The 24,577-nt window shown below is 34.2% G+C and carries 18 protein-coding genes and 2 tRNA genes; 16 read left to right on the top strand and 4 right to left on the bottom strand.

What is annotated here, in order from left to right:
• The first annotated feature begins 118 nt into the window (after positions 1-118).
• Positions 119-784: a hypothetical protein gene (locus tag MUB18_RS21230; protein ID WP_248754562.1), complete on the top strand. Its 666-nt coding sequence runs from the start codon at positions 119-121 to the stop codon at positions 782-784.
• Between the two features lie 784 nt (positions 785-1,568).
• Here the strand turns inward: MUB18_RS21230 and MUB18_RS21225 are convergent.
• Positions 1,569-1,656: transfer RNA gene (locus MUB18_RS21225), tRNA-Ser, on the bottom strand.
• A 182-nt stretch (positions 1,657-1,838) separates the two neighbouring features.
• Between MUB18_RS21225 and MUB18_RS21220 the strand changes: the two genes are divergently transcribed.
• The 14 genes from MUB18_RS21220 to MUB18_RS21155 all read left to right on the top strand — a co-directional run bounded on the left by MUB18_RS21220 (position 1,839) and on the right by MUB18_RS21155 (position 20,217).
• A complete protein-coding gene (locus MUB18_RS21220; RefSeq protein ID WP_052627761.1) occupies positions 1,839-2,267 on the top strand; it encodes a GreA/GreB family elongation factor in 429 nt (142 codons plus the stop codon).
• Positions 2,268-2,361: 94 nt separating this feature from the next.
• The gene (locus MUB18_RS21215) at positions 2,362-2,856 is read left to right on the top strand and encodes a BON domain-containing protein (protein WP_248754561.1); all 495 of its coding nucleotides are present in this window, start codon (positions 2,362-2,364) and stop codon (positions 2,854-2,856) included.
• Between the two features lie 20 nt (positions 2,857-2,876).
• Positions 2,877-3,296 carry an SH3 domain-containing protein gene (locus MUB18_RS21210; RefSeq protein ID WP_045755131.1) on the top strand — a complete coding sequence of 140 codons (420 nt, stop codon included), beginning with the start codon at positions 2,877-2,879 and terminating at the stop codon, positions 3,294-3,296.
• Positions 3,297-3,462: 166 nt separating this feature from the next.
• Positions 3,463-4,911 (top strand): L,D-transpeptidase family protein, encoded by a 1,449-nt coding sequence (locus MUB18_RS21205; protein ID WP_248754560.1) that lies wholly within the window; start codon positions 3,463-3,465, stop codon positions 4,909-4,911.
• 383 nt (positions 4,912-5,294) lie between these two features.
• A complete protein-coding gene (locus MUB18_RS21200; RefSeq protein ID WP_045755133.1) occupies positions 5,295-5,669 on the top strand; it encodes a YkvA family protein in 375 nt (124 codons plus the stop codon).
• Positions 5,670-5,936: 267 nt separating this feature from the next.
• Positions 5,937-7,505, top strand: coding sequence for a phosphoenolpyruvate carboxykinase (ATP) (gene pckA / locus MUB18_RS21195; protein ID WP_248754559.1), 1,569 nt, complete (start codon positions 5,937-5,939; stop codon positions 7,503-7,505).
• 32 nt (positions 7,506-7,537) lie between these two features.
• Complete coding sequence (gene fbp / locus MUB18_RS21190) at positions 7,538-8,554, top strand: class 1 fructose-bisphosphatase (RefSeq protein ID WP_248754558.1); 1,017 nt, start codon at positions 7,538-7,540, stop codon at positions 8,552-8,554.
• A 78-nt stretch (positions 8,555-8,632) separates the two neighbouring features.
• Positions 8,633-9,130 (top strand): thioredoxin family protein, encoded by a 498-nt coding sequence (locus MUB18_RS21185; RefSeq protein ID WP_248754557.1) that lies wholly within the window; start codon positions 8,633-8,635, stop codon positions 9,128-9,130.
• A 221-nt stretch (positions 9,131-9,351) separates the two neighbouring features.
• The gene (locus tag MUB18_RS21180; RefSeq protein ID WP_248754556.1) at positions 9,352-11,130 is read left to right on the top strand and encodes an AMP-dependent synthetase/ligase; all 1,779 of its coding nucleotides are present in this window, start codon (positions 9,352-9,354) and stop codon (positions 11,128-11,130) included.
• Positions 11,131-11,557: 427 nt separating this feature from the next.
• Positions 11,558-11,631, top strand: a tRNA-His gene (locus MUB18_RS21175).
• 106 nt (positions 11,632-11,737) lie between these two features.
• Positions 11,738-12,415, top strand: a complete 678-nt coding sequence (locus MUB18_RS21170; protein WP_248754555.1) for a M15 family metallopeptidase — start codon at positions 11,738-11,740, stop codon at positions 12,413-12,415.
• Between the two features lie 59 nt (positions 12,416-12,474).
• Positions 12,475-14,871 (top strand): mechanosensitive ion channel family protein, encoded by a 2,397-nt coding sequence (locus MUB18_RS21165; protein ID WP_248754554.1) that lies wholly within the window; start codon positions 12,475-12,477, stop codon positions 14,869-14,871.
• Positions 14,872-15,184: 313 nt separating this feature from the next.
• Positions 15,185-19,033, top strand: a complete 3,849-nt coding sequence (locus tag MUB18_RS21160) for a TIM-barrel domain-containing protein (RefSeq protein ID WP_248754553.1) — start codon at positions 15,185-15,187, stop codon at positions 19,031-19,033.
• Positions 19,034-19,263: 230 nt separating this feature from the next.
• Entirely contained in the window at positions 19,264-20,217 is a 954-nt protein-coding gene (locus tag MUB18_RS21155; protein WP_045755139.1) for an arginase, read from the top strand.
• Between the two features lie 182 nt (positions 20,218-20,399).
• On the opposite strand, the gene MUB18_RS21150 is transcribed toward MUB18_RS21155, so the two are convergent.
• Together MUB18_RS21150 and MUB18_RS21145 are read right to left on the bottom strand one after the other, a co-directional pair.
• The gene (locus MUB18_RS21150; RefSeq protein ID WP_045755140.1) at positions 20,400-20,843 is read right to left on the bottom strand and encodes a VOC family protein; all 444 of its coding nucleotides are present in this window, start codon (positions 20,841-20,843) and stop codon (positions 20,400-20,402) included.
• Positions 20,844-21,105: 262 nt separating this feature from the next.
• Positions 21,106-21,669, bottom strand: a complete 564-nt coding sequence (locus tag MUB18_RS21145) for a Crp/Fnr family transcriptional regulator (protein ID WP_045755141.1) — start codon at positions 21,667-21,669, stop codon at positions 21,106-21,108.
• Positions 21,670-21,963: 294 nt separating this feature from the next.
• Between MUB18_RS21145 and asnB the strand changes: the two genes are divergently transcribed.
• Positions 21,964-23,652: an asparagine synthase B gene (gene asnB / locus MUB18_RS21140; protein WP_094772818.1), complete on the top strand. Its 1,689-nt coding sequence runs from the start codon at positions 21,964-21,966 to the stop codon at positions 23,650-23,652.
• Between the two features lie 56 nt (positions 23,653-23,708).
• On the opposite strand, the gene murI is transcribed toward asnB, so the two are convergent.
• Positions 23,709-24,539 (bottom strand): glutamate racemase, encoded by an 831-nt coding sequence (murI, locus tag MUB18_RS21135; RefSeq protein ID WP_094772817.1) that lies wholly within the window; start codon positions 24,537-24,539, stop codon positions 23,709-23,711.
• Between the last annotated feature and the right edge of the window lie 38 nt (positions 24,540-24,577).

Raw genomic sequence — 24,577 nt, 5'->3', positions numbered from 1 at the left:
ACGGTAACGAAAGGCGTTGTGATGTATTTTTTTAGAGGATATGAGTAAAGGAAAAGTGTATGAGTCAGCTTTTTAGGATGAGAGATATTAGAGTAAATTACATGTTTAATTATTAACGATGAAGAAGTTGTTGTTTTTGTTTTCTGTTTTGTTTTTTTCGATTAATGTCCAAGCACAATTGATAGACCGATTGAATAGTAATGAAAATAAGTTTTTAATGGAGCTTCTTTTTTCACGAGGTAATAAAATTGATAATAATCGAATAGAGTATGATATTCACAATCGAATTAGCCGCATTGGGGATAAACGAATAGAGTATGATATTCAAGACAGGGTAAGGCAAATTGGTGATGAGCGGGTTGAATACGATATCCAAGACAGGGTTAGACAAATTGGTGATAAACGGATAGAATATGATATTCACAATAGGGTTCGTCAAATCGGTGATAAGCGGGTTGAATATGATATCAATGATAGAGTTCGCCAAATTGGAGATAGGCGGATTGATTATGATATTCACAATCGGGTTCGCCAAATTGGAGATAAACAGATTGATTATGATATCAATGGTAGAGTTCGTCAAATAGGTGATGAGCGGGTTGAATACGATATCAATGGTAGAGTTCGTCAAATAGGTGATGAGCGGGTTGAATACGATATCAATGGTAGAGTTCGTCAAATTGGAGATAAACCGATAGAATATGATATAAACGGAAAGGTTCGTCAAATTGAAAGCGATACCTTGGTCCTATATAAAATGATTGAAAATTATAATAGAAAGTAAATTTATTTGGATTCATCCCAAGTGCTGAGATACTCTATCGATAGTGTAATTGAAACAATTTTTTTGTTTTTATAATCTATCATATAGTTGTTATAGATTTTCGTTATGTAAAACTTGCGAAAAATGATTTTAATAGTTGTGCAGCAAGGCTTTCCATCGTTCGTTTTGTGTTGAGATGACGAGATCCAACTTCATGCGCTTCAAGTGAAATCCATTCCAATAATAAGAGATATTGGTTGAAATCACCTGTATCTATAACTCCCCAATCTTGGAATAGAGCTCCTTTTCCTTAGAATTATCAAGAACGGAAGATTTCTCTGAAGTAAAAGCGGATTCCGCATTACCTAGAACATTTCCGTTTCAAGGTTTTGATCTGCGTTGGGTACAATTCATATTTAATCGCTAACTACTGAATAATCTGTTGCTCATTAGTAGCTTCTATGTTAACCTTTGACTTAAAGTTTGTACTGAAATTCCTTCCTTCTTTTTTCATTGTCAATCGCTAATTTAAATATTTATGCAATTGTCTAGCAATTTGATAGTGTGATAACAAAAGAAAAACCCTACAAATTGTACAATTATTAGGGTTTTAATACTTTTTTCCTTGTTAGGATGCGAAGCGCTCGAGATTATTACATGATCCCTTAAAGGGGGGAGGCTTCATCATAAAATAAAGCCATTCGCTTTGTTCATTTACTTTGTTGTTTATGTCTTATTGTTGGAGCAAGCTCCCAAAAGTCTATAAACAACAAAAGCCCAAATTGCTTTGGGCTTTATTTTTTATTGGCGGAGAGCGAGGGATTCGAACCCCCGGACCTATGACAGTCAACAGTTTTCAAGACTGCCGCATTCGACCACTCTGCCAGCTCTCCGCGACAAAAGTACAAATTTTAAGGTTGTAACCAAATTTATTTTTGCATTTCAAGTCCTTTTGAGCTCATTTAAATTGTATGTTGTTGTTTTTTAGTTAGTTTAATTTTGATTTTTTTCTTTAAATCTTTATCCCTAGTTTGCAATCATGGAGAAGGATTATACTTTACTACGATCATCACTAATGGAATCATGTAAAATGCATGTTGAAGATCGGATTGCAAATTTGGAATTGGCTTTGAAATCGGCTCATGAAGCAAGTACTGATGATACCAAAAGTAGTGCAGGAGATAAATATGAGACCACGCGTGAAATGATGCAACAGGACATTGCCAGATGTCAGATGCAACTTGCTGAGGCAAAAAAGGATGAGTTAATATTAAATAATCTTGTTGAACCAAACCATACTGATTTTGTTCAAAATGGCAGTATTGTGAAGACTAATTTGGGTATTTATTTTATTGCGATTAGTATTGGTGTTGTCAAGATCGATGATAAGAAGGTATTCGTTATCTCAAATCAATCTCCTATTGGAAAGTTGTTATTAAGAAAGAAGGTCGGAGAGTCATTTGTCTTTAATCATGTAGAACAACATCTACTTTCTATAAATTAGTGTTTAAATCGAAACCATTTACTCTTTTAATTGTTAACTTTAAGTATCTATATAGGATAATTTAGGCTTTTAAAAAATAATAAAAACTGTGATTATGAAGTTAAAAAGAGTATTCCCAATGTTAATGATGGCGGGCACTTTAGTTGCTGCAATGCCTTCTTGTAAATCTAAAGTTTCTGATGCTGATTTGAAAGCAAAGGTAGAAACAGTAATTAATGGTCATCAAGGTATCACAACTTCTGTTAAAGATGGAGTTGTTACTTTGGAAGGTTTCGCTTCTTCAGAAGCTGAAAAAACACAGATTGAGACCGATGTTAAAGCAGCTGATAAATCAATCAAATCTGTTGTTAATAATATTATAGTGCAAGTTACGGCTCCAGCAGCAATATCTGTTAATACTGTTGATGAATCTTTAGCGAAAGGTATTGTTGATGCGACAAAAGATTTTCCGACGGTACAAGCTACCGTGAAAGATGGTGTCATCACCGTGACAGGAACTATTGAAAAAGCAAAATTAGTAACGTTAAAACAGGCTTTGGACAATTTACATCCTAAGAAAGTGGACCTTAGTGCAGTTGTAACTAAATAATTATTTCAAACTCGAATATCATGGCTTTACAAGAAAAATATAAAGTATTATTAGATACTGCAAGATCATTGGGCACTACGGATTTAAATTTTGCTGAACAGGATGGTGTTCTTCAAATTAGGGGAACAGCACCATCTGCTGATGTGAAAAATAAATTATGGGAAGTATATGGAAATATAGATCCTAATTTTGCAGCTGGAGATGTCGTTATGGATGTCAATGTTGCTACGGAGGTCCCTGGTAGCCAAGTAAAGGTTATTACGGATAATTCAAATCTGAATATTCGTAAAGGACCTGGCACGGATCAGCCTATTGTAGGAAAAGCAGCTAAAGACGAAATTATAACGTTGATTAGTAAAGCAAATGACCAGTGGTGGCTGGTGCGTACTAAAGATAATGAAGAAGGATATTGCTACGCACAATACTTGCAAACGGTTTAAGTTTATTTTTAAGTTTAACAAAGCCTGAAATAATTCTATTTTAGGCTTTGTTATTTTTGAATGGTTGTAGCGAGAATTTGACAATAATTAGGCTTGTACTAACTAATTGTAATATCATTTGAAACATTGTTATCTTTGACTTTTTAAGCAATTTCTTAATTATATTATGCGAAATTTAGTGCTTGTATATTTTTTATTTATACTATCATTCACCTCTTGTCAAACTAAGGCCCCTACTTTTGGAGATCTTTTAGCGACATCATTAGATCAAAAGCTATTTAAAGATTTTGATAGTATTGCCTACTTAAATGCCATTCAAATTGAATTGAAAAATAAAAATTCCCATTTATTTAATCCGAGATGGATGAGTGAAATTGCTGATTCATCTCGGGGTTTTACATGGATTCACAATCAATTACTTACCGGTGGTACAGATACATTGTTGCATTATCTAGAAAAATCTGATGAACATGGTGTTAATCCTTCAATTTTTCATACAGAAGAAATTCGCAAGGCACTTAATCGTCTTCAAAGCAAGGAAATTACAGAGTTGAATGAAGCTTATACGATATTGGCCAAAATAGAGCTTCTCTCTTCTGATGCTTTAGTAGCCTATCTCAACATACTCGAAAATGGACTCGTAAATCCTAAGAAACTCTATGGAAGATATTTTGTTGGGCATAATCGTTACACTTTAAAGAAAGCAAAACAGGTGTTGGACAGTACGTTAAATGTTGCTCAGATCGCTCGAGAAGCCCAACCTAAAAATGGTTTTTACAAAAAGTTTCAACAACTCTTGATAGCAGGAAATTTGAGTAAGGAAAATCGTACTGATGTGCTGATGAGTATGGAACGTTTACGCTGGATGGGACAAGATTTTCCGGATAAATATGTATTCGTCAATATTCCAGAAATGAAATTGCGAATGATTGAAGATGGTGCTATAAAGCAAATTATGAATGTTTGCGTAGGGGAAACTGAAAATAAAGCCTTCTCTAAAACAGGACAAAATCATGAAACACCGATGATGAGTGGCACGCTAGATCGGATGCAAGTAAATCCAGTATGGAATATTCCTAAAAGTATTGTAAAGAAGGAATTACTAAATAGTGTTCGGGCTAATCCAGGATATTTGGAAAGTCGAAATATGGTTGTCTACAATTTAAAAGGACAAATTGTAGATCCATATACGATTAATTGGCAAGCTGACTCCGTCGAGAATTTTAAATTTAAACAAAATCCCGGTTTTGATAATTCACTGGGAAACATCAAGTTTATTTTTGCAAATCCTTATGCCATTTATTTACATGATACACCTGCTAAACAAAAATTTAAAGCTAGTAACCGTGCACTAAGTCATGGTTGTGTTCGTGTTGAAGATCCAGCTAGCTTAGCCTCTTTTTTAGTTAATAATGAAAAAGAAGCAGCTAAAATTGCAACTGAAATAAAAGACTCTATTAACAACTCCAGATGGGTAAAAATGAAAACAGGTATCCCAGTTTTCTTGTCTTACTATACTACTTGGTTAGATGAAAATAATAAAATTGAGCAGTTTCCAGATATTTATGGATATGATGATAGATTGAGATTAGCTATGAAAAAATATCTGAATTAAAGTTTAAAATAAAAATTAAAGTCCCTTTTCTTTAATAAGCGAAGGGACTTTAATTTTATTCAGATTTGCTTTTACTAGCTTTTTTTGTTTTCTTTTCAGCTCGTTTTTCTTTTAGCGTCTTTTCAGCTTTCTTTTTATCATTCTTTACTGCATTTTGTTCTTTTGCCATAACAGTTATGTTTAAGTGAATAATAACATTTCTTACTAAAGCTACTGATAATAAATAAGATTATGCCAATATTAGCACATTTTAATAATATAATAAGACTTTTGTACGTTGTTGAAAATAAATAATGTACTTCGTACTTCCTATTGGAGTATTGAGATTAAACTTTAATCCACTGTCAAAGTCATAGTTAGTGGATTTTTATAATTTTAAACAAATGAAGAAACAATTTCTAGGTAAAGCATTGGCTTTATTTGAAGGATTCAGAAAACATAAAATTACAACAGCGGATTTAGAAGCTGCTGAGTTAAAAGCAAAAAAATTAGATGTTCGAAAAGAAGACTTTCAAATTTTAATTGCTATGTGTAAAGATACATTTGCAGGTAAATATAAAATGAATAAGTGGAACTTATCTGTCATTGTTGCTACTATTGTATATGTAATATCGCCATTAGATGCCATTCCAGATGTAATTCCTGTTTTGGGATGGGTAGATGATATAACTATTATTGGTTATGCAGTTGCCAAACTATCGGACGAAATATTACAATATAAGTTGTTTAGGAAACAAATACTAATGAATCAAAGTTAATACTTAAATTTACTGTTTTTGATGAGCCCTTGTTAAGATAATTTTCAAGGGCTCTATTTTGGCTTGTAAATTCTAATTTATTTTAGCATTATTTAATTTTTATTTTTTGTTTTAATTTAGCTTTTAAAATTATTTAAATTTTATTTGCATTTGTAAACTGCTGTTTTTCATTTAGTTATATCTGTGTAATTTAAACAATAAGCTAAATTTTGTTTGTATCTATCTATTAAATTTAGCTAGATTTGGACAATATTTTAAAACAAAAGTATGACTTTATCAAAGATTAAACAGTTAGCTACTTTAGGAATCCACCAACCTAAGGAAGTATTTTGTCAATTGGATAGAACTGCTCTTATTGCGCATGCTATCCAAAAAGGAGAAGCTTCTCTTGCCGAAAATGGAGCTTTGAATATTTTGACTGGGAAATTTACGGGAAGATCGCCAAAAGATCGATATATCGTAAAAGATGAAATCACTGAAAACAGAGTTTTTTGGAATGAAGTTAACCAAGCAATTACTCAAGGAACCTTTAACGAATTGTATGATTTGACTACCGAATATTTGTCGGCTAAGGAACTTTATGTTAGAGACTGTCAAGTTGTATCGAGTGAGGATCTAGCAAAACACATTCTGGTTGTATCCACAAAAGCTACTCAGGATCTTTTTGCTGCTAATATGTTTATCGAAAACCCTGATATTGAAAATAGGGAAGTGGATTGGACAGTGCTAGTCGCCTCTGATCTTCAAATTTCAAATCATCAGGAATTGGGACTTCATGCTGCTAATTGTGTTGCTATTGATTTTACCCGTCACGTTGTTTTGGTTATTGGTACTGGTTACACCGGTGAAATTAAAAAGAGTATTTTTTCAGTTCTCAATTTTATTCTACCAGTTGAAGATGAAGTTTTATCGATGCACTGTTCTGCTAATGTAGGAAAAGATGGTGACACCGCTTTATTTTTTGGTTTAAGTGGTACGGGCAAGACAACTTTATCGGCAGATGTAAACCGTTATTTGGTAGGGGATGACGAACACGGTTGGTCGGACCGTGGTGTATTTAATTTTGAAGGAGGTTGTTACGCAAAATGTTTAGGATTGGACCCTAAGCATGAACCAGAAATTTGTGGTGCAATTAAGTCAGGTTCACTCTTAGAAAATATTAAATTTTATGAAGGTACGACTATACCTAATTTTCAGGATGATAGCATTACTGAAAATATGCGTGTTTCATACCCATTGTCTTATATCTCCTCTTATAGGGAAGTTAGATTGGTTGATGCTCCTAATAATATTTTCTTTCTGTCAGCGGATGCATTTGGTGTATTGCCTCCTATCTCAAAGCTGACAGTAGAACAAGCGATGTATTATTTTATTAATGGTTATACGGCTAAGGTGGCAGGTACGGAAATGGGTGTCTCAAAGCCAACGGCGACGTTTTCAGCTTGTTTTGGACAAGCATTTATGCCTTTGCATCCTATGGAATATGCCGAACTACTGCGAGATCGATTGAAAAAAAATCCTGATACAAAAGTTTGGTTGGTGAATACGGGGTGGATTGGAGGTCCTTATGGTATCGGTCGCAGAATCAAATTATCTTATACACGCAGTTTGATTCAAGCAGCATTGTCTGGCGAACTGGAAGAGTATCCAATGGAAGTACATCTCATATTTGGATTAAAATACCCTACATTTTGTCAAGATGTGCCACAGCAGGTTTTAGGGGCTAAACAACTGTGGAACAATGATGAGGCCTATGACGAACAGGCAAAGGCGCTCAAATCACTTTTTGAAAATAACTTTAAAAAGTATCAAGATACCTACTTTACAACGGTTTAATATAGAGGTGATTTTAAATCAATAATTGATATATGAAAACGTTAGGTCAATTTATTATTGAAAAGCAGGCAGATTTTCCATTTGCAAAAGGAGAGCTATCTCGATTACTTCGCGATATCGCTATTGCAGCAAAGTTGGTTAATCGAGAAGTGAACAAAGCTGGGTTAGCTGATTTACTTGGCGCTCATGGCGATATGAATATACAGGGCGAGGTACAGCAAAAGTTAGATGTATACGCCGATGTTCAATTTATATCAGCGCTGCAAAGAGGGGGAGAGTGCTGTTATTTAGCTTCGGAGGAACATGAGTTAGGCATTGATCTATCCAATGATTATGTTTCTAAAAATGCGAAATATATGGTCTGTATAGATCCCTTAGATGGATCATCAAATATAGATGTGAATGTTTCATTGGGGACCATCTTTTCTATTTATAGAAGAGCAGGTGCAGATCAAGTAACCATGGCAGATGAATTGCTACAGCAAGGAAAAAAACAAGTGGCAGCTGGGTATATAATTTATGGCTCATCAACGATGCTCGTTTATACAACGGGCAATGGCGTGAATGGATTTACTTTAGATCCTTCAATAGGTGAGTTTTGTTTATCTCATCCCAATATGAAAATTCCGGAACATGGACAGATTTATTCGATTAATGAAGGTAATTACATCAAATTTCCGCAAGCGATCAAGAATTATATCAAATATTGTCAAATCGAAGACTCTGGTACCAATCGACCTTATACTTCTCGCTATATAGGTTCTATGGTTGCTGACATTCACCGTAATTTGATTCGTGGTGGAGTTTTTATTTATCCTGAGACGTTATCCTTTCCTAAAGGAAAGTTACGCTTGATGTATGAGTGCAACCCGATGGCTTTTATTATCGAACAAGCAGGAGGAAAGGCTACTACTGGTAGTGATCGTATCTTAGATATCCAACCTACAGAATTACATCAGCGTGTTCCCATAGTGATTGGCAGTAAAAAAATGGTGGAACAGGTAGAATATTTTTATAGTATGGAACTTGAATCTGCGTTAAATGCTTAAAAAATAGGTGATTGATGTTCTTTATTTACATCTCCTTTCTTTAAATTTGATTTCATATTTAAGTCGGGTCGTTGTCGTATGCAAAAGATTGTAAGAGTCATTGTGATATGCTTTGTTTGTATCAGCTTTCAACAAGCTACTGCGCAAACAAAGTCAACTGTAGAGAAAGATACGTTGTCATTTCCATATCATCCAGAAGCGAATGCAGAAGAGGAGTTAGATCAATTGATTCATGAGGCAGCTAAAGAATCTAAGCATATCATTATTCAAGCAGGTGGTAATTGGTGTATCTGGTGTTTGAGATTCAATGATTATATTCATAAGACAGCAGATATAAATTATTATCTACAAAACAATTATTTATATTATCATCTCAATTATTCTAAAGAGAATAAAAATGAGAACGTGTTTAATAAATATGTTCCAGATTCATTAAAATTAAGTTATCCTTTTTTTATTGTTTTAGATAGCGAAGGAAAGGTGCTCAAAATTCAAGAAAGTGGTGCACTGGAGGATGGCAAAAGTTATAATAAAGATAAGGTAATGGAATTTTTTAGAACTTGGGCTAAAAAATAATTGTTCAGTGAATATGTAAAGGCTTTAGGATTTTATTCTAAAGCCTTTTTTGTTTAGATAAAGATCGTTTATCGTATTAAAGTTAATATCTTTTTATGGATAATAACATCCTTATTATTTTATACCGACAATTTAGTTAGTTTTGCGAACTTATTCTCTTCATATTTTGTTAAAGAGATATTCTTGTCGGTAAAGGCGAGCACTATTTATGATAGATTGGAATGGAACAAAAATTGAGAATATTTGATTTGGCAGATCGTCAATTGGAATTATATCCAAATTTAGCCATGTTTTCTAGTAAAACAGATGGAGATTGGAATGCTTTAACTACTTCAGAATTTGTAAGTAAAGTCAATGGTATTTCAAAAGGATTAATTGAACTAGGAGTCAAGCCTAATGAAAAAGTTGGTTTAATTGCAGAAAGTGGTATACACTGGCATATTGTGGATTTTGCTATTCAACAAATAGGTGCAGTTGTAGTCGCTATATATCCCAATATAACTGATGCCGATTATCAATATATATTTAATGATGCAGAAATTCGGGTAACTATTGTGAGTACTAAAAGCCTGTATCAAAGGATTGTCAATCTTAAAGACTCTATCTATACATTAAAATATATTTTTTGTATTGAAGAACACGATCAAATCAGAAATTGGAGTGAAATTGTTCAAATTGGCCGACATATAGAGGATCGTGAAGTCCAAAGTCTGAAAGATCAAATCAGATCTACAGACCTCGTGACATTGATTTATACTTCAGGCACAACAGGTAAACCTAAGGGAGTGATGTTATCACATGATAATATTATTGCAAATGTAAGGTCTGCAACTGAGATCACACCATGTAAAGCGTATGATAGAGGGTTGACATTTTTACCACCCTGCCATGCCTATGAAAGAATGGTTATCTACACTTATTTTTATCTCGGTATTACTGTTTATATCGCTGAGTCATTTGACAAGATCGGTCAAAATTTAATGGAAATAAGACCTAATATTATGACTGCTGTACCTCGGATTTTGGAGAAGGTATATGAAAAGATCATTAAAAAAGGTCATGATCTGAATGGAATAAAACGCAAGATATTTGACTGGGCCGTATCGGTTGGAGAAAAATATGATCCTGTTCCTGAAAATAGAAGTTTTCTATATGACCTGAAATTAAATTTAGCGAGAAAACTTGTATTGAATAAATGGTATGAAGGTCTTGGAGGTTCATTACAAACAGTTGCGTCTGGCAGCGCATCTTTACAGAGTAAATTGATACGTGTATTTTTAGCTGCAGGAATTCCGATTTATGAAGGATATGGTATGACGGAGGCAAGTCCTCTTATTGCTGTTAATCACTATATAAAGGGTATTCGTGTTGGAACTGTTGGTCCCGCAGTGAAGGATGTGCAGATTAAATTGGCGAGCGACGGTGAAATCTTAGTTAAAGGACCGAATGTGATGATGGGGTATTATAAAAATCCAGAGGAAACGAATAAAACCATTATTGATGGATGGCTGTATACTGGAGATATCGGTGTTTGGGAGGATGGGATATTTTTGAAGATTATCGATCGAAAGAAGGAACTTTTTAAAATATCCGGGGGTAAGTACGTGACTCCACAACCTATTGAAAAGAAATTGGTGGAATCAAAGTTTATTGAACAGGCTATGGTGGTGGGCGAGGGGATGAAATTTGCATCTGCTTTTATCGTCCCGGATTATGGACATTTGGTCGATTGGTTTAAATCAGAAGATCCCAGTTTATTGCAATTGTCTAAGACTGATTTTCTAAAGGCGGATAAAGTTATAAAAAAAATAAATCAAGAAGTAAGGATCGCAAATCAGCATTTTGGTAATTGGGAGCAGATCAAGAGGCCGATCATTATTGCTCAGGAATTTACTATTGATGGAGGTGAACTCACGCCGACGCTCAAATTAAAACGGAAAATGATTTTGCAAAAATATAAATATGAATATGATCAACTTTATCACAGTGTGACCGATTAAAAAATTAATGCGTTATACAATCAAAAAATAAAATCTGCGATCTGCATCAGGCTATTGACAAAAGGATCATCATTATTTTAATTTAATGTTCTTTGTAATCTTAGTATGAAGTTTAATTATGAAAAGACAATTGGTGCTTTCAATTTTAATAATATGATTGTTCATTTAGGCTTATCAGATCTCGAATGTTGATCAATAAATAGCAATCAATGATTAGAGTTTGCTTGAGGTTAAATGGCTATACATACCAATTAATCCAATATAATTGGTGTGAAATAGTGGGGAAATCACTCTTGATTTTTGAACGGAATCAATATAAGTGAAATTTAAAATATTAATTATGAACGATGTAAAAATTTATTGTTAAAAAATATTAGAAACAGTTTTTAAATACCAATAATTGTTCTACTTTTGTAGCACAAACACGGTAGATGTAGCTCAGTTGGTTAGAGCATCGGTTTGTGGTACCGAGGGTCGTGGGTTCGAGCCCCATCATTTACCCAAAGCCAGTACAATATGTACTGGCTTTTGTTTTTTCAAAACTTTCTACTCGCATATACACTAAACATTATCTTTTATTTTTTGTTAACTTTAGCTAAAGAATCTAATGAAAATATACTTTTGTCTTGTTTTTATCTTGATCATTGGTCATGCTTCTATCTTTGCCCAACAAAAGTTACCAAAAGGCTTTAGTTATGTACAAGATATTATACCAGATATCAATTTTGACTTACGCTATTATGGTTCACATAATTTTGTTGGTAAAAAAATTGATGGATATAAATCACCTGTTCTTATTCTAACTACGGCTGCTGCTCAAGCTTTGGAAAAGGTGGAGAAAGAATTAAATAAAAAAGGTATGGCTTTGAAAATTTTTGATGCTTATCGGCCTCAAAAAGCAGTTGATCATTTTAAAAAATGGGCTACAAATGTTAATGATACCTTGGGTAAAAAGGAATTTTATCCTCAGTTAGATAAACGAAATTTATTTAAATTAGGTTTTATAGCAGGTAAGTCTGGACATAGCCGTGGTAGTACGGTTGATCTCACAATAATTACAATCCATGATCGTCAGGAAATAGATATGGGTAGTCCTTTTGATTTTTTTGGTTCTATTTCACATTTTGATAGTCAAGAGATCAATGGTGTCCAAAAACAGAATCGCACATTGTTGAAAAATATCATGTCTAAATATGGTTTTAAAGGTTATGCTAAGGAATGGTGGCATTTCACTTTGATTAATGAACCTTATCAAAAAACTTACTTTGATTTTAATGTTGATTAAGAGTGTTTTTACCAAAATCACCGACCTTTACCCTTGTTATAATTTATATTACATATTAAATGAAACAATCAAAATATATCTTAGTATTATTTTTATTACTTTTTTTTGGAGAAATTGGATTTACACAAATTGTTGTTGATACTAGTAATGCAAAGAAAAGTTCTTCTATTACAGGTAATTCTCGAAATCGTAAAGATTTAAGTCGTCGAGAAAGTCGAGCGCGACGTAGTCACGTTGATAGTTCAATTGTCCAGTCGGATCCAGCTATCGATAGTTTGCGAATGGACCTGTCAAAAATAAATGTTAAATATATTACGAATATCCGTGCGGCCGCATTAGAAAATGAGGCTATACACAAGCGTGATCTTCGGACACAATTTATTGAAAAGGTCAATGCTTTTGTGGGAACTTTACCTCCAGATTCTGTAGAGAGGTGGACCGTGCATGCTAGAAGTCAGATAGCAGATCTGAATACTTTTCAGGGAAGTTTGGATAGTTATAATCGAAGTCTCCACCTGACTTTAAGTCAATTGAAAGATTTTAGATCAAAGTATAGTCAAAGTGAAACGAGTATAAGATTGAATAATTATCTGACAACTGCCGAGCAGGAAGTTCAAAGTAAAATTGATTCGCTAAAAGTTTCTGTTGATATTACGAATGAAAATTTGAAAGCTTATTATAGTTTATCTCACCGTGTAAAGGAAATTGTTACTAAACAAATGAATAAAGAGCCTTCGGATTCAGCTACTGTAAAAAGTTCTTTGTGGAAAGCCGGTAATACAACAGTAACAAAAGAGAAAATTTTAAACAATTTAAAAAATAACTACAGAAAGAGTAGGTCAATAGATACTTATGTCAATAAAACGGCATGGACAAGTAGGATTTTATTGATTATTTTGGTTATAGCATATTTATATTGGATCACATCTACGGCCTTTGTTTTAAATAAAGATAATAATAGTAAGAGGGAGGTAAAGCTACCATTTAATATATGGTCTCTTATTGGCAAAGCTATTATTTTATTTTTGACCTTATTACCCATTGTCTCGATCGTAACCCCAACATTAGTCATTCAGGCAACACAGCTGCTGCTAATGGTATTTTTTGGGATTTTACTTCGGAAAAACTTTACGCTAAAACATGGTAAAATTGTTGGTTTTCTATTGTTGTTTTACATCTGTGATGTATTTGTAAATTCTGTTGTAAGTGAAGATCTTATCATGCGGATTGTCTGTATTATATTTAATATCGTGGCTCTTTATATTGGTTTTTATTTAAAGAAACACATTAAAGATCCTGCTGCAGCTGGATATATTCAATTACCTGTTTTTATCATATTTGCTATTTTAAATGGTGGTGCTATCTTTTTGAATATTTTAGGATATGTCGATCATTCTCGCAGTTTTAGTATTGCTGGCGCTGTTGGGCTTGCCCAGTCTTTTACGTTGACGTTTTTTATCCATATGATCAAGGACGATGTCAAAAATCAATTCGCCAGAAATCGAGTGAAAAAAGGTTTTTGGTTGCGATTCAATGAAGAACGAGCATTGAAAGCTACAGGCGATGCCCTGAAATTTTTGTGTCTTCTATTAGCGATTATTGTACTGGCAAATAACTTGCAATTTGCAGCTTCATTGGCAACATCTGTTTCTAAGTTTTTAAGTAATAATCACCAACTCGGAGGTATCAATTTTAATTTTGGTAATCTAGTGCTGGCCTTCTTTATATTAGCTGCTGCTAATTGGTTTCAGAAGAACTTGAATTTACTTTTGATCGGGGGAGAGAATGGCGCTTTAAGCAAAGATTACGATCATAAAATGACGCTTTTTCCTTTATTTAGGTTGATCATCATCGTTATTGGATTTTTTATAGCGATATCTGCTCTAGGTGTTAGTTTGGATAAGCTAACAGTCATTGTAGGGGCTTTAAGTGTTGGTATCGGTTTAGGGATGCAAAATATCATTAATAATTTTGTGTCTGGAATCATTTTAGCTTTTGATAAACCTTTTCGGGTAGGTGATCGTATTGAATTGGCTGATAAAAAAGGGCGCGTAAAGGAAATTGGTATTCGTGCAAGTATTTTGAATACGGGGGATGGAGCAGAAGTGATCATCCCTAATGGTGATCTACTATCTGGCCGGGTAGTCAATTGGACGTTATCAAACGATGATGCTAGGACGAGTTTTGTCGTTCAGGTAGACCGCTCAGCTGATTTGGAAACAATGAAATTGTGGATTAAAGAAGCTGTTGGGCATAGTAGCCATAGTAAACCTGAGTTGGGGGTAGGTATTAGTGTTCAGGATATCAGTGAAGAGATGATTTATTTGAGTATAGGTTGTTGGATCGATAATCCGGCCAATGGTGGAGATTTTAAAAATGATGTATTGATTGAATTGAATAATCGATTTAAAAAAGAGGAATTGAAATTCTTTAGCATTGTTACACCGACTAAATAGTTGAAAAATAAATACAGAAATGAAAGCTCTGCATGACCACACATCGTGCAGAGCTTTTGTTTTTAAATCTATATAACTCCAGCAAAATAATAGTAATAAGATCACAAAGTGGAGTAAAACAACGTAATTAACATTAATAAAAGAACTAGGTATAGCTCCTGTTTGGATAAAGAATTTGTATTTTAATAGATACAATCTATTATTTTCAAATCTGTTTCCTACATTTACATACCTAAAATACAATTTTAAAACATCTATTATTTAACGTCTAAACAGCTATAAATAAAATACGAAAACACAAAATTGTAATATAATGTATAAAAAACACAGAAAGGTGATGTTCGCTTTGGCATTTCCTTTAATGGTAAGTGTTGCTCCGACAGAGGCTCATTTTAAAACAATGCCGATTCAGCAGCAAACTAACCCAATGTTAACTATTGTCAGTGCAAAAAAAATAAATGCTACGACTGTAGAGGTTTTATTTTCTAATAATCAGCGATTGACATTCGATTTTTATGGTAATCATATTTTTCGATTATTTCAGGATAATGGAGGAGGAATCATTCGAAATCCTGAAGCTAAACCTGCGGCTGAAATATTGGTGTCAAACCCAAGAAAATCCATTCAACAATTAAATCTTAGCGATACCAACAATCAAATAATAATTGCTACAGGAGAAATTACTATCCTGATTGATAAAACCACAAATTTGTTGAAAGTGATCAATGAGAAAAATAAAGGTGAAGCGGTTGTTTTTACGAAGCCTATTATCTTTGAAAAAAATAAAGTTACCTTAAGCCTTCAGGAGAAATCCGATGAATATTTTTATGGTGGAGGCGTTCAGAATGGTCGTTTTTCTCACAAAGGAAAAGTTATTTCCATTGAAAATCAAAATAGCTGGACTGATGGAGGAGTGGCTTCACCTACACCTTATTACTGGTCGTCAAAAGGGTATGGTTTTATGTGGCACACTTTTAAACCAGGAAAATATGATTTCGGATCAAAAGAAAAAGGACATGTTCATTTGACACATGATATCGATTATTTAGATGTTTTCTTTATGATCAATGATGGGGTAGTTTCTTTACTGAATGATTTTTATCAATTAACCGGAAATCCAATTTTACTTCCAAAATTTGGCTTTTATCAAGGGCACCTGAATGCCTATAATCGTGATTATTGGAAAGAAGATGAAAAGGGGATTCTATTTGAGGATGGAAAGCGCTATAAGGAGGGGCAAAAAGATAATGGTGGTATCAAGGAGTCATTAAATGGTGAATTGAACAATTATCAATTTTCGGCTCGTGCTGTTATTGACCGTTATAAGAAGCATGATATGCCATTCGGTTGGTTATTGCCTAATGATGGCTATGGAGCAGGTTATGGACAAACAGAAACATTAGATGGTAATATTGCCAATTTAAAAAGTTTAGGAGATTATGCTCGTAAAAATGGTGTCGAAATTGGATTATGGACACAATCTGATCTGCACCCAAAATCTGAAATTAGTGCTTTGCTGCAGCGTGATATTGTTAAAGAAGTAAGAGATGCGGGAGTTCGTGTACTTAAAACTGATGTGGCATGGGTAGGAGCTGGTTATTCCTTTGGATTGAATGGAGTGGCAGATGTCGGTCATATCATTCCTTATTACGGAAATGAAGCTAGGCCGTTTACTATTTCATTAGATGGTTGGGCAGGTACTCAACGTTATGCTGGTATTTGGTCTGGAGATCAAACAGGCGGTGTTTGGGAATATATTCGATTTCATATTCCCACTTATCTGGGATCTGGACTATCAGGGCAGCCAAATATTACCTCAGATATGGATGGCATATTTGGAGGTAAAAATAATGCGGTCAATATTCGCGACTTTCAGTGGAAAACTTTTACTCCAATGGAATTGAATATGGATGGGTGGGGTTCTAACGAAAAGTATCCACACGCATTGGGGGAGCCAGTAACCTCAATCAATCGAAACTACCTGAAATTGAAATCAGAATTGCTTCCTTATACGTATAGTATAGCTAAGGAAGCAGTAGATGGATTGCCAATGATCAGAGCATTATTCCTAAGCTATCCAAATGCTTATACACAGGGGACAGCCACGCAGTACCAATATTTATATGGTCCATCGTTTCTAGTGGCCCCAATCTATCAAGCTACAAAATCTGATGATAAAGGGAATGATATCCGTAACGGTATTTATTTACCTGAAGGAAGTTGGATTGATTACTTTAGCGGAGATAAATTTGAAGGAAATGTCATTCTTAATAATTTTGATTCTCCGATTTGGAAATTACCTCTATTCGTTAAAAATGGTTCTATTATTCCAATGGCAAACCCAAATAATAACGTTCATGAAATTAATAAATCTCTTCGCATTTATGAAATCTATCCAAAAGGGAAAAGCTCATTTACGGAGTATGATGATGATGGTATTTCAGAAGCATATAAATCGGGAAAGGGAGCTTCGACATTAATTGAATCTCTTTTAGGTGAGCAGGATAAGCTTTCAGTAACTGTAAATCGCACGACTGGTGATTTTGAGGGGTTTGTGAAAAATAAACAAACTGAATTTAGAATCAATGTTACAGAGATACCTAAAAAGTTAAAGGCTACAATCGGTAAAACTAAAATTAAATTGGTGGAAGTGAAATCTATGAACGAATTCATTAACCAAGAAAATGTTTATTTTTATGATGCTGCCCCTAATATGAATAAGTTTGCCACCACGGGCAGTGAGTTCGAAAAACAAATCATAGTAAAAAATCCAGTTTTACATATTAAATTAGCCAATACTGATATTACTAAAAATGAGGTCAATCTATTATTAGATGGTTTCAAATTTGAGCCTGTTAATCGCTTCCGAATTTCGCAAGGATTATTAACCGCACCTCAACATGCACTTGTTACTGAAGATCATAGAGCAGCATATTCATTGACTCCTACATGGGGTAGTGTAGACCATGCCGACTATTATGAGATCGAATTTAATAATATGCTTTATTCGACAATAAAAGATAATGCACTGCTGTTTGAGGGGTTGGCCCCAGAAACGACATATACTTTTAAATTGAGATCGGTTAATAAACAAGGTTTCTCTGATTGGACGGAAATTCAGGCTAAGACGAAGGCAAATCCATTGGAGTTTGCTATTCGCGATATTAAAGGGGAAACTACAGCTGAAAATCAGGATGGTTCTGGTATTGATAAGTTGTTAGATTTTGACGAAGGAAATATGTGGCACACTGCTTGGGGTAAAAAAGCCATACCATTTGATATGATCTTAGATTTGAAATCAGTGAATCAATTGGATAAGTTTCAATATTTACCTCGTACAGGACGCGGCAATGGGATTGTATTGAAAGGTAAAGTTTATTATAGTACAGATAAGGAGAATTGGACTGAATCGGGAGTTTTTAATTGGGCAAATAATGATGAAGTAAAAACTTTCAATTTTGCTGGTCAACCTACTGCTCGATTTGTAAAATTAGCAATTACAGAAGGTGTAGGTGGTTTTGGCTCAGGTCGAGAACTTTATATCTTTAAAGTACCTGGTACTGAAAGTTATCTTCCAGGAGATATCAATAATGATTGTTTGATTGATCGAAATGATCTGACATCCTATACAAACTATACCGGACTAAAAAGAGGAGATGCTGATTTTGAAGGCTATGTGAGTAATGGCGATATTAATAAAAATGATTTAATAGATGCTTATGATATTTCTGTTGTTGCTACTCAGTTAGATGGTGGTATCAAAGAAGCTCAGGTTGATAAAGTGGCAGGTCAAATTAGCTTATCAACTGCAAAACAAAATTATAAGAAAGGGGAGATCATCGAAATTATGGTCAAAGGTAAAGATCTTAAATCTGTGAATGCCATTAGTTTTGGATTACCTTATCTATCACAAGATTATGAATTTGTTTCTGTTCAGGCATTAGCCGTTAAAGATATGGATAATCTAACAAATGATCGCTTGCATACGAGTGGTGAAAAAGTATTATATCCCACTTTTGTACATGTTGGAGATCAGAAGCATCTGTGTGGAAATGAAGATTTATTTGTGTTGAAATTACGAGCGAAGCGAGATGTTAAATATACATTGAAAGCTATTCAAGGATTTTTAGTTGATAAAAATCTGAATACGATTAAGTTTTAATCTCAAAAATTTTCATCTTAAAAACAGGCTTAGAAAGTGATTTCTAAGCCTGTTTTATTTTCATGGGCTTACTATATTCTGAACCATATATTGCTGTAAATTAATTATCTTTATATCAACGATTATGATTAAATATCTATTAGAGGTTGTTTTTGATGAAAGGCTTCTGAACGCAACTATAGTCCTATAGGCAATTGATACAGAAATATAAATGAATATACATGTGATATATGAAAAGATCTATAAAAATAATCAAGAACAGATCAGATATTGGAGCTGGGACTAGAGGATCTGATCTGGGGATAGATGCTATCGAAATTGCTGCTATAAATAAGGGAAGTCAATATTTTCACCATTACCCATTTATTGATTTAAAGACGCGAAATGATGTCGTTTACGATCCGGCTCTGCCGCCGTTTGCTAAACGGATCAAAGAGGTCTTGGTACAATGTGGTGAAGTTGCCTCAGCTGTAGAGAAAACATTGAAGGCCGATCTTTTTCCTCTAGTATTTTCGGGCGATCATTCTTCAGCGATTGGGACGATTTCAGGAATAAAATCTACATTTCCTGAAAAGAATCTAGGTGTAATTTGGATCGATGCACATGCTGATATTCATTCCCCTTATACGACGCCATCTGGAAATCTCCACGGCATGCCTTTAGCGGCTACATTGGCAGAAGATAATTTATTGTGTGCTATTAATAAAATTGATGAGGAAACAAAGGACTATTGGCAAAAGTTAAAGACTTTAGGTGACATCACTGGAAAGATCAAAGCAAGGGACCTCATTTATTTTGGTGTGCGGGATACAGAACCTGCTGAAGATATTTTAATTAATGATTTAGAAATTAAAAATTATATTGTAGAAGAGGTACGTAGATTGTCTGTTAAAACCTGTGTACATGAAGTCATAAAAAAGCTTGGAGATTGTGATCTGATCTATGTTTCTTTTGATGTGGATAGTATGGATAGCGAGCTCATCTCAGATGGTACGGGTACTCCTGTTCCTAAAGGATTTTATCCAGCAGAGATTATTGAATTACTGGAAGAGATATTAAGTTTGAAAAAAGTTGTCTGCTTTGAAGTGGTAGAAATAAATCCTTTATTGGATCATAAGGGAAATAAAATGGCTGAAGTGGCTTTTGAAATATTAGAGAAGGCTACACAAGCAATTGAAAAATAATTTATTTTACAATTCGTAATGACAATTATGGTTATATTTTTCACTGTTTGTCAATAATAAATAGAGATCAGGTTGATCTATCCTGATCTCTTGAAAAATATAGTAATTTATAAATCTCAAATATTAATCCTTCTGAAATTTAGTATCAATAAGTCTTATTTTTAAAGATTTGCATGTTATCATTATTGCATTTTTTTATTGCCTTCAAAGTGGATCATCCATGAAATACCATACTTGTCTTGAAATGATGAGTACAGTTCAGCCCAAAATTGTTCTCCAAGAGGCATTTCAATATTTTGAGCCGCCACTGTAAGGTTGTTATATAAATCTTTTGCTTCTTCAGCAGTTTGGGTATCTAACATTAAATAAGTAGTTGTACCTGCAGTAGCTTTGTGTCCAAAGCTTTCTATGCAGTCAGAGCCCATTAACATCACCGAATCATTGATCTTAATCGCCGTATGCATCACTTTGTCTGCGGCTTCAGGAGGTAATGGGAAGTTGGGGTCCGCAGGCATATCTTTGAACCGATATACACCTAAAGATGGGGTGTTGAAAACAGATTGATAAAATTCGAATGCCTCTTCGCAATTGCCATTAAAGTTTAAATAAGCGTGTAAAATAGCCATAATTTTCTTTTTTTAATTTATGTTTAATCAAAGTTAGGTGTAGTATTGACAACAGAATGTCAGTAATAAATACGAATTAATTTATTTTGCTCATATCACCCTCTATGTTTATTGCTCAAATCAGGGCGAATTATAGATCGGATTAAATATTAATGTTATCGTTCAGTAATAAAAGTTGCTATCATTTTTATGTTAAAAATAAGGTAAATTCTGACCAATTTACTTCGCATATGACAAGTAATCTTCAGGAGGATCTAAACATTTATTGTTCTTTTCGTATTCGACTTAAAGAAGTGTCTGTAATACCAAGATAAGAGGCAATATACTTTAAAGCTGCTTGTTTGATTATTTGTGGTTTGTGTTTGATAAGATTTAGATAACGTTGGGTGGCGGAGAGTGAAACCATATCAATAAAACGTTTTTTATTGCTATGCAGGGCATAGGTCATCCAGGAGCGTCCCCATTCATTAAATGCTGGAATGGTATGATATAAGGTTTGAAATGTATTGAAATCAATTTTCCATGCTGTACAGTCTGTTAAGCATTGAAGATTTTCTGGAGAAGGAAATTGGAGAAAAAGCGACGTTACTTCAATGACAATATCATAGTTTCCAAAAAAATCGGTTGTAATTTCATTTCCTTGGAAATCGTGAACGAAAGAACGCACCAGTCCGCTTTCCAAGATATAATATTCGTGAGCTTTTTCATCCTTCCGGAGTAAAAAGTCATTTTTAGAAAAATGAACGAGTTCGTGCACAAGCATAATTTTATCTAGGTCACTTTGATTAACTGCCAAGTTTTGGTAATGATGAAGTAAAGCATTCATAATTATCTATTTACTGTAAATTTTCTTAATATGAATTTATGCAAAAACACTATAGAAAAGTAAATATGGAACTATTTATTTCAAGAAAATGTAAGGGTATCATATTATAACCATAATGTAAATTTTTCATATGCACAGCGATTTCTTTATTTTAATATGTAATTGATAAAGAAATAAATATATTTATGTTAAATTTTCAATAAATTTTTAAAAATATTATGAATTTCATTATTATTTTTTTTACTTTGTATCAATAATTCAAGTAGTAGATAGAAACAATAAAATAATTATAATATGTGTGGTATCATAGGAGCATTTGATTTAAAGGAATCTGTAGAAATAATCAGACCTCAAGTATTAGAAATGTCGAAGCGTATACGTCATCGTGGACCGGATTGGTCGGGTATTTATAGTTCTGATCATGCCATCTTAGCTCATGAGCGATTAGCGATAGTAGATCCAAAATCTGGTAGTCAACCTTTATATAGTCCTGATGGGCAAGTGGTATTGGCTGTTAATGGTGAGATCTATAATCATCAAGAACTTCGTGATAGTTTACCTAATTATGCTTTTACTACACAATCTGACTCTGAAGTTGTACTTGCTTTATATTTAGAAAAAGGTCCTCAATTTATAGAAGAGCTAAATGGGATTTTTGGTTTCGCTTTATATGATGCACGAAATGATTCATTTTTTGTTGCCCGTGATCATATGGGGATCATACCTTTATATTACGGGACTGATCCGAATGGACAGTTTTTTGTTTCATCAGAATTGAAATCTTTGGAAGGGTTTTGCAATACCATGGATCAATTTCCTCCGGGACACTATATTTATAGCGTTGAAAGTAAAGAACCTAAAAGATGGTATTCTAGACAATGGGAGTCTTACGAAGCGGTTAAAGATGCTGAAACTGATATCGTTCGCTTGCGTGATGCTTTAGAGGCTGCTGTACATCGTCAGTTGATGTCCGATGTGCCTTACGGTGTATTATTATCTGGAGGCTTAGACTCTTCTGTTATTGCTGCTGTTACGAAGAAGTTTGCTTCAAAGCGTATCGAATCAGGCGACGAAGAAGAGGCTTGGTATCCACAGTTACATTCTTTTGCAGTGGGTTTGAAAGGAGCTCCAGATTTAATTGCTGCACAAAAAGCAGCGGATCATATCGGTACAATACACCATGAGATCAATTTTACTATTCAAGAGGGGCTTGATGCCATTCGTGATGTAATCTATCATTTGGAAACCTACGATGTGACTACTATACGGGCTTCGACTCCGATGTATTTATTATCGCGTGTCATTAAATCGATGGGTATCAAAATGGTCCTTTCAGGAGAGGGGTCTGACGAGTTATTTGGAGGATACTTGTATTTTCATAAAGCACCGGATGCAAAGGAATTTCATGAAGAAACGGTCCGTAAATTGAAAAAACTATACCTGTATGATTGTTTACGCGCTAATAAGTCTTTAGCTGCTTGGGGAGTAGAAGGACGTGTTCCATTCTTGGATAAAGAGTTTATGGATGTGGCGATGACGATCAACCCTAAGGATAAGATGATTAAAGATGGCCGTATGGAAAAGTGGGTTTTGCGCAAAGCATTTGAAGATTATCTTCCGGAAAGTATTGCGTGGCGCCAAAAAGAACAATTTTCTGATGGAGTAGGATATAGTTGGATCGATACTTTAAAAGAACAGGCAGAGGCTAAAGTCAGTGATGCAGTATTTGCTGAAGCTGCGGATAGGTTTCCGATTAATACGCCTAAGAATAAAGAAGAATTTTTATATCGTACAATATTTGAATCTCATTTTCCTTCTGAAGCGGCTGCGAGAACAGTACCTTCGGTTAAATCGGTTGCTTGTAGTACACCAGAGGCTTTATTATGGGATGCTTCATTTCAAAACTTAAACGATCCGTCAGGAAGAGCTGTTGCTGCAGTGCATAATGATAGTTATGCTAAAAAAGTGGTATTGACAGACTAGTTGGATTTAAATATTGGTCACATAACCAAGAATCGTTTCCTTCAGACGAGTCTTGGTTATGTAACTTTGATGTGTTTGGCATTTATCTTTTGACCGAAAAATATCTCTGCTTTTGATTCAAAATCGAGTGGATCATCAGTTGTATAAAATTGCATAGTTCCATTTTTAGAACTTTTGAGTTCCATATCATGGTGTACGTCTAAATATCTTTTCAAGCTATTTGCGACGAGCGGTCCTTGAGAAATGATGTTGATATGATCGGGTACAAATTGTTTGATTACAGGTAATAATAAAGGATAGTGTGTACATGCCAGAACGATCGTATCGATATCTGATGATTGTTTTAATAATTGATGGATATCCTTTTCTACGAAGTATTTCGCGCCGTCTGTCTCAATTTCATTATTTTCAACTAAAGGAACCCAAAAAGGACAGTCATGTTGAAAAACTTCAATTTCGGGATAGAATTTATTGATTTCAATTTTATAAGATTCGGATTTCACTGTGCCGGTTGTTGCTAAAATGCCTACGTTGTTGGTTTTTGTAAATTGTTTTACAATTTCTGTGGTAGGGCGTATCACTCCTAAAACTTTCTTTCCGGGAGGAAGATCATTTTGCTGGATAGAGCGCAATGCTTTTGCTGAGGCGGTATTACAGGCCAAAATGACCAAATTGCATCCTAAATCAAATAATTTAAATACACATTGTTTAGTAAATTCATAAACCGTTTCGAATGAACGGGTGCCGTAAGGAATACGAGCATTGTCGCCTAAGTAGATATAATCATATTGAGGCAATTTTTTTTTGATCTCCTTAAATACGGATAAACCTCCGTATCCAGAATCAAAAATCCCTATCGGACCAATTTGTTTTTTTTCTTGCTCCATAAAAAAGTGCTATAAGTGTTACCTTACAGCACTTTTAA

Source organism: Sphingobacterium sp. PCS056, assembly GCF_023273895.1.
Classification (GTDB): Bacteria; Bacteroidota; Bacteroidia; order Sphingobacteriales; family Sphingobacteriaceae; genus Sphingobacterium.
The sequence above is the reverse complement of the archived record's forward strand: the minus strand, read 5'-3'. Positions and strand labels throughout refer to the sequence as shown.

Excerpts from the sequence above, each read along its gene's own strand:
- MUB18_RS21230 (WP_248754562.1), top strand. The coding sequence starts at position 119 with ATGAAGAAGTTGTTGTTTTTGTTTTCTGTTTTGTTTTTTTCGATTAAT.
- MUB18_RS21220 (WP_052627761.1), top strand. The coding sequence starts at position 1,839 with ATGGAATCATGTAAAATGCATGTTGAAGATCGGATTGCAAATTTGGAA.
- MUB18_RS21215 (WP_248754561.1), top strand. The coding sequence starts at position 2,362 with ATGAAGTTAAAAAGAGTATTCCCAATGTTAATGATGGCGGGCACTTTA.
- MUB18_RS21210 (WP_045755131.1), top strand. The coding sequence starts at position 2,877 with ATGGCTTTACAAGAAAAATATAAAGTATTATTAGATACTGCAAGATCA.
- MUB18_RS21205 (WP_248754560.1), top strand. The coding sequence starts at position 3,463 with ATGCGAAATTTAGTGCTTGTATATTTTTTATTTATACTATCATTCACC.
- MUB18_RS21200 (WP_045755133.1), top strand. The coding sequence starts at position 5,295 with ATGAAGAAACAATTTCTAGGTAAAGCATTGGCTTTATTTGAAGGATTC.
- pckA (WP_248754559.1), top strand. The coding sequence starts at position 5,937 with ATGACTTTATCAAAGATTAAACAGTTAGCTACTTTAGGAATCCACCAA.
- fbp (WP_248754558.1), top strand. The coding sequence starts at position 7,538 with ATGAAAACGTTAGGTCAATTTATTATTGAAAAGCAGGCAGATTTTCCA.
- MUB18_RS21185 (WP_248754557.1), top strand. The coding sequence starts at position 8,633 with ATGCAAAAGATTGTAAGAGTCATTGTGATATGCTTTGTTTGTATCAGC.
- MUB18_RS21180 (WP_248754556.1), top strand. The coding sequence starts at position 9,352 with ATGGAACAAAAATTGAGAATATTTGATTTGGCAGATCGTCAATTGGAA.
- MUB18_RS21170 (WP_248754555.1), top strand. The coding sequence starts at position 11,738 with ATGAAAATATACTTTTGTCTTGTTTTTATCTTGATCATTGGTCATGCT.
- MUB18_RS21165 (WP_248754554.1), top strand. The coding sequence starts at position 12,475 with ATGAAACAATCAAAATATATCTTAGTATTATTTTTATTACTTTTTTTT.
- MUB18_RS21160 (WP_248754553.1), top strand. The coding sequence starts at position 15,185 with ATGTATAAAAAACACAGAAAGGTGATGTTCGCTTTGGCATTTCCTTTA.
- MUB18_RS21155 (WP_045755139.1), top strand. The coding sequence starts at position 19,264 with ATGAAAAGATCTATAAAAATAATCAAGAACAGATCAGATATTGGAGCT.
- MUB18_RS21150 (WP_045755140.1), bottom strand. The coding sequence starts at position 20,843 with ATGGCTATTTTACACGCTTATTTAAACTTTAATGGCAATTGCGAAGAG.
- MUB18_RS21145 (WP_045755141.1), bottom strand. The coding sequence starts at position 21,669 with ATGAATGCTTTACTTCATCATTACCAAAACTTGGCAGTTAATCAAAGT.
- asnB (WP_094772818.1), top strand. The coding sequence starts at position 21,964 with ATGTGTGGTATCATAGGAGCATTTGATTTAAAGGAATCTGTAGAAATA.
- murI (WP_094772817.1), bottom strand. The coding sequence starts at position 24,539 with ATGGAGCAAGAAAAAAAACAAATTGGTCCGATAGGGATTTTTGATTCT.